Consider the following 5,709-nt stretch of genomic DNA (forward strand, 5'->3'; position numbering starts at 1 on the left):
GCCCACGCCGCCACCTGGCCCGGCACCGGCATGAGGGTCAAACAGCGGGCCGGCGGTTCTCCGTGGTCAGGAGTGGGGCGGGTTGTCCGGGTCGCGATCCGAGCCGAGCTGCTGCTTCAGCTTGTCCTGGCCGGTGTCGACATGCTTGCCGTACTTGCCCTGCGTCCGGTCGTCGACCATGTCTCCGGCCTTGTCGACGCCCTTTCCGGCCTGGTCCTCGTGGCCCTTCAGCATTTTCTTGATCTTGTCCAGCGCGGACATGGCGGATCCTCCTCGCGTCGGCTTCCCCCCGCTCGTCCAGGGTTACCGCACATCGCCGCGTCCGCATCCGCGAGCGCCGTCGGTGGTCCGACGGGCGCTCGACGTGTGAAGGGCGTCTGGGTGGGCAAATACCGGGTTACCAGGAGGAGGTGGTGGCCGTGGGCCGCATCCAGATCGTCCGCCGTCCGCAGCCCCCCACGGGGCCGCCCCCGCTGGACCTGCGAACACCGTCCGGACGCCCCCTGCCGTACTGAGCTCCACGCCCGGGCGCGTACCGGCTCCGCCATCACGCGGTGTGTGAGGCTTCGACATGAGCGATCACCCACAGCCACCGGCCGACCGGCTGAGGACGGACGTCCCGCACTCGGCGCGTGTGTGGAACTACCTGCTCGGAGGCAAGGACAACTACCCCGCGGACGCCGAGGCCGGCGAGATGATCCTCAAGGCCTTCCCGGACATCGCGGATATCGCGCGTGACCAGCGTGCCTTCCTCGCCCGAGCCGTCCGTTTCCTGACAGAGGAGGCGGGGATCCGGCAGTTCCTCGACATCGGTACGGGACTGCCCACGGCCAACAACACGCACGAGGTCGCGCAGTGGGTGGCCCCGGAGTCCCGGATCGTTTACGTGGACAACGACCCGCTGGTGCTCACGCACGCCCGTGCGCTGCTGACCAGCACTCCCGAGGGCGCGTGCGCCTACGTCGACGCGGACGTGCGCGACACCGGCCGCGTCATCGAGGAGGCCGGCCGGACCCTCGACCTCCACCGCCCCGTCGGCCTGACCCTGCTCGGCATCATGGGGCAGCTGCCCGACGACGAGGACCCGTGGGCCCTCGTCGCCGGTCTGCTCGCCGCGCTTCCGTCCGGAAGCTTCCTCGCCCTCGCGGACGGCACGGACACCAGCGACACGATGACCCGCGCGATCGAGGCGTACAACGCGCATTCCGCGAGTTCCTACCACCTCCGCAGCCCCGCCCGGATCGCCGCGTTCTTCGACGGGCTGGAATTGGTCGAGCCGGGCGTCGTCAGGACATCGGACTGGCGCCCGGGCCCCGTTCGGAACGGACAGGACGCACCGTCGAGCCATGCGGTCAGCGGTGTCGGACGCAAGCGCTGAGCCCGAGGAAGGCCGGAGCGTAAGCTCCGGAGGCATGATCGATCATTCGGCGCACGCCCCGTCCGCCCGCCAGACGAACTGGGCCGGCAACATCACCTTCGGCGCGAAGCAGTTGCACACTCCCGCCTCGATCGCCGAGCTCCAGGACCTGGTGTCCGCCGGGACGGCCGTCAGAGCGCTGGGCACCGGCCACTCCTTCAACACCGTCGCCGACACCCACGGCGCGCTCGTATCCGTCGCGGGGCTGCCCCGCTCCATCGAGATCGACCAGGAGGCCCGTACCGCCACGGTGAGCGCCGGTCTGCGCTTCGGGGAGCTGACCGGCACCCTCCACCGAAGCGGTTTCGCGCTGCACAACCTCGGCTCGCTGCCCCATATCAGCGTGGCCGGAGCATGCGCGACGGGCACCCACGGGTCGGGTGTGGGGAACCGAGCCCTGGCGGGTGCTGTCAGGGCTCTGGAGTTCGTCACAGCGGACGGCGGCATCATGTCCCTGGAGCGGGGCGACGCGGACTTCGCCGGTGCCGTGGTCTCCCTGGGCGCCCTCGGAGTGGTGACCCGGCTGACCCTCGACCTCGTGCCCGCGTTCGAGGTCCAGCAGTGGGTGTACGAAGGGCTTCCGCAGGAGCAGCTGCTCGGCCGGTTCGACGAGGTGATGTCCGAGGCTTACAGCGTGAGCCTCTTCACCGGCTGGCACGGCGGCCCGATCGACCAGGTCTGGCTCAAGCAGCGGGTCGCGGGCGACGGCCCCGGCGTCATGCCGCACCGGTGGCACGGCGCGACGCTCGCGCAAGGGCCGAGGCACCCGGTCCCCGGTGTGGCGGCCGAGCACTGCACGGAGCAGCAGGGTGTCCCCGGGCCCTGGCACGCCAGGCTGCCCCACTTCCGCCTCGAATTCACCCCGAGCAACGGCGAGGAACTGCAGTCGGAGTACTTCGTCGCCCGGCACGACGCAGTGGCCGCCTTCGAGGCTCTCGACCGGATCCGGCAGCAGATCTCGCCGCTGCTCCAGATCGGGGAGATCCGGACCGTCGCCGCCGACGACCTGTGGCTCAGCCCGGCGCAGGGGCGGGACTCCGTCGCGTTCCACTTCACCTGGGTGCCCGACACCGCAGCGGTCACGCCCGTCCTCGGGGCAATCGAGGAGGCCCTGGCCCCGTTCGGGGCCAGGCCGCACTGGGGCAAGGTCTTCACCACCCCGCCCGGCACCCTGCGGGAGCTCTACGGGCACTACGCCGACTTCGAGCGGCTGACCGAACGGCTCGACCCCGCCGGTACGTTCCGCAACGACTTCCTGGCGCACCACTTCCCGCGTTCTTAGCCCCGCCCGCTCCGCGGCCCGTCGGACCAGCCCCCCGCCGACGGCCGCGGTGAGAGTTCCTCCACCAGGGCTGCCAGCTCCTCGCACGCCAGCTCCGTCTCGTAGCGGATGTTGTTGTGCTCGGTCACGATCGCCGCGAGCAGGAGCGCGGTGAGTGCCACACAGCCGTTGAGAACGCACAGGTTGAGCATGACCTCGAGCACCGAGTGGTCGGCGAACGGTCCCACGCCGTCGGTTCCGGCGATGATCGCCATGACGGACATCAGGAGGGAGCAGGGGGCGCTGCCGGCCAGCTGGAAGCGGAGGGCCGCCCAGACGAGCACCGGGAAGAGGAGGTAGATCATGGACAGCGAACTCCTGGTCGCGACAGCCGTCGCCGCAGCCGCGACGACCGCGAGCGCCAAGGCCTCCGCCCAGCGGTCGTCGAGCCTGGGCATACGCACCTTGTGCAGGACGAGCAGCAGTGGAGTGACCATGAGCACGCCCATCGCGTCGCCTGCCCACCACGCCGACCAGACCGGCCAGAACTGGGCCAGGGAGAGACCGCCGCTCAGCACCTGGACCCCCGTGCCCGCGGTGGCGCTGATGACCATGCCGCCCAAGGCTCCCAGAAAGACCAGGGCGACCCCGTCGCTCAGGCGCGCCAGCTCCTTACGGAACCCCACCGTGCGCAGAGCCAGGTAGGAGCACACCGGTGCCACGGTGCTGCCCGTCGCGACAGCGAGGCCCCAGAACGTGAGCCCGTCGCTCATCGACAGGACGGTGAGCAGAGCACCGAGTGCGATCGCGGGCCAGATCCGCAGACCCAGGTACAGCAGCGAGGCCACGGCGATTCCCGAGGGCGGCCACAGAGGAGTGACGACCGAGCTCTCCACCTCGACCTGTCTGAGGAGACCGAGCCGTCCGGACGCGTAGTAGGCGGCGGTGATGCCCAGCATCTGCAGAACGAGCACGGCCCGGCGTCTGGTCTTCTCGCTGCGGATCACGCATCTCATAAGACACCGCTCGTCACGGCGGGCCGTTGTGACACGCGCGGCAGGAAGCCGTGCTCACCCAGGTCCTGCGGAGGCGTCGTGGCGCAGTACGAGGACGGCCGCGTCGTCCTCGTGGCCGGTGAAGACCGCGGCCTGGAGCACTTCGTCCGCCAGCTCCTCCGCATCGGCGTCGACGTGGGCGCTCACCAGGCGTCTGATCCGGTCCAGGCCGTCGTCGATCGCCAGTGAGGGCCCTTCGATGACCCCGTCGGTGAGCAGGACGAAAGCACCGGCGACGTCCAGGTCGCGCCGGGCTACGGGATAGTGCTGACGCGACTCGATGCCGAGCGGAAGGCCGCCCGCGTCGGCCGTGATTCCTGAGCGTCCGTCGGCCGTCGCCCACACGGAGGCGACGTGACCCGCGCGGGCGCTCCGCAGTTCCCGGCTGTCCGGATCCAGCCGGAGGAACGAGCACGTCGCGAAGAGAGTGGAATTCATCGACATGATCAGATCGTTGGTGCGGCCCATCACCTCACCCGGATCGGAGGACGAGCCGGCGATGGCGCGCATGGCGATCCGGACCTGGCCCATGAATGCGGCCGCCTCCACGTCATGCCCCTGGACGTCGCCTATGGCCAGACCGAGCGCCCCGTCCGGCAACAGGAACCCGTCGTACCAGTCGCCGCCGATGTCCAGCCCGTCACGCGCGGGAGCGTAACGGGCGGCGGTCTGGAGTCCGGGGAAGGCGGGCAGCGTCGCGGGCAGCATGTTGCGTTGCAGGGCCTGGGCCAGCTCGACGCGGGCCTGGTGCAGCTCCACCTCCTGCCGGGCACGGGCAGTCAGATGCTGCAGAGTGCTGAGCAGGTCCTCGGCGCTCGCCGATCGGGGAGTTCGACGCCGGTTCATGGGCCGCTCCGCGTTGCGATAGTTCCTGCATCATATTTCGGCGTCGGAACTCGTGCGAGCGCTGTGCGGGCGACTCCGAACCGCAGGTGTCGGCGGAGCCGGCCGGGTCAGCCGGCCTTGCTGAGGGAGGCGGTGAGCCGTCCCAGGGTCTCCTGGAGGGCCAGAATCTCCTGGACCGACAGACCCGTGGCCCTGAGGATCGACCGGGGGACGGGCAGCGCGCGCTCGTGGAGCTCCGCTCCGGCGTCCGTGAGGTGGACCGTGACCGACCGCTCGTCCTCGGGACTGCGCTCACGCCTGACGAGACCGGCTGATTCCAGCCTCTTCAGCAGTGGCGACAGCGTTCCGGAGTCCAGGTGCAGCCGCTCGCCGATCGTCTTGACGGGCAGTGGGCCGTGCTCCCACAGAACCATCATCGCCAGGTACTGGGGGTAGGTGAGGCCGAGGTCCCTGAGCGCCTCCCGGTAGACGCCGCCGAACGCGCGGGAAGCCGCCTGCAGAGAGAAGCAGACCTGGTGGTCCAGCTTGAGCAGCTCCGTGTCCGCCAGGTCGGTCAGGCCGGGAGCAGGGGTCGGTGTCGGCGTCATGAGTCCAGGGTAGCCTGCCGCCCACCATTGAGTTGTGCGCAATTGAATTGTGTGCAATTCTCATGGGGTGATCGGTCCGCGGTCACCGTCGTACGAGAGAAGGCCACCCCATGGACGCGCTCTACACCGCTGCCGCCACCGCGAACGGCCGTGAAGGCCGGGCAGTGAGCTCGGACGGACACATCGACCTCGCGCTCGCCCTGCCGCCGGCCCTCGGGGGCAACGGGAAGGGCACCAATCCGGAGCAGCTCTTCGCCGCCGGATACGCCGCGTGCTTCGCCAGTGCGATGAGCTCGGTCGCCCGCGAGATGAAGGTCGACACCAAGGACGTCTCCGTGACGGCCGAGGTCTCGATCGGCAAGGACGACTCGGGGTTCGGCCTCGCGGTCGTCATGCGCGTCGAGCTGCCTGAGGCGCTCGAGGGGGAGACCGGCCGGCGCCTGGTCGAGGCGACGCACGCCTACTGCCCCTACTCCAAGGCGACGCGCGGGAACATCGATGTCGAGCTCGTCATCGAATAGCGGACCCCGGCTCCCCACCCGC

7 protein-coding genes are annotated in these 5,709 nt (G+C 70.0%); 3 read left to right on the forward strand and 4 right to left on the reverse strand.

Annotated elements, in window-relative coordinates:
* Positions 1-66: 66 nt before the first annotated feature.
* Complete coding sequence (locus ACFWFI_RS40460; RefSeq protein ID WP_387400595.1) at positions 67-261, reverse strand: antitoxin; 195 nt, start codon at positions 259-261, stop codon at positions 67-69.
* A gap of 310 nt (positions 262-571) precedes the next feature.
* Here ACFWFI_RS40460 and ACFWFI_RS40465 point away from each other — a divergent pair, with 310 nt between their 5' ends.
* Positions 572-1,378, forward strand: a complete 807-nt coding sequence (locus ACFWFI_RS40465) for an SAM-dependent methyltransferase (protein ID WP_387400597.1) — start codon at positions 572-574, stop codon at positions 1,376-1,378.
* Between the two features lie 34 nt (positions 1,379-1,412).
* Positions 1,413-2,699, forward strand: a complete 1,287-nt coding sequence (locus ACFWFI_RS40470; RefSeq protein ID WP_387400599.1) for an FAD-binding protein — start codon at positions 1,413-1,415, stop codon at positions 2,697-2,699.
* Here ACFWFI_RS40470 and ACFWFI_RS40475 read toward each other — a convergent pair.
* The 3 genes from ACFWFI_RS40475 to ACFWFI_RS40485 all read right to left on the reverse strand — a co-directional run bounded on the left by ACFWFI_RS40475 (position 2,696) and on the right by ACFWFI_RS40485 (position 5,166).
* Positions 2,696-3,685: an MASE1 domain-containing protein gene (locus ACFWFI_RS40475; RefSeq protein ID WP_387400601.1), complete on the reverse strand. Its 990-nt coding sequence runs from the start codon at positions 3,683-3,685 to the stop codon at positions 2,696-2,698. The genes ACFWFI_RS40470 and ACFWFI_RS40475 overlap by 4 nt on opposite strands.
* A 63-nt stretch (positions 3,686-3,748) precedes the next feature.
* Complete coding sequence (locus ACFWFI_RS40480) at positions 3,749-4,579, reverse strand: PP2C family protein-serine/threonine phosphatase (protein ID WP_387400602.1); 831 nt, start codon at positions 4,577-4,579, stop codon at positions 3,749-3,751.
* A 107-nt stretch (positions 4,580-4,686) separates the two neighbouring features.
* The gene (locus ACFWFI_RS40485; RefSeq protein ID WP_387400603.1) at positions 4,687-5,166 is read right to left on the reverse strand and encodes a MarR family winged helix-turn-helix transcriptional regulator; all 480 of its coding nucleotides are present in this window, start codon (positions 5,164-5,166) and stop codon (positions 4,687-4,689) included.
* Positions 5,167-5,276: 110 nt separating this feature from the next.
* On the opposite strand from ACFWFI_RS40485, the gene ACFWFI_RS40490 reads away from it, so the two are divergent.
* Complete coding sequence (locus ACFWFI_RS40490; protein WP_387400607.1) at positions 5,277-5,687, forward strand: organic hydroperoxide resistance protein; 411 nt, start codon at positions 5,277-5,279, stop codon at positions 5,685-5,687.
* Positions 5,688-5,709: the final 22 nt, after the last annotated feature.

The sequence above is a fragment of the Streptomyces sp. NPDC060209 genome (assembly GCF_042728155.1).
In the GTDB taxonomy this organism is placed as follows: Bacteria; Actinomycetota; Actinomycetes; order Streptomycetales; family Streptomycetaceae; genus Streptomyces.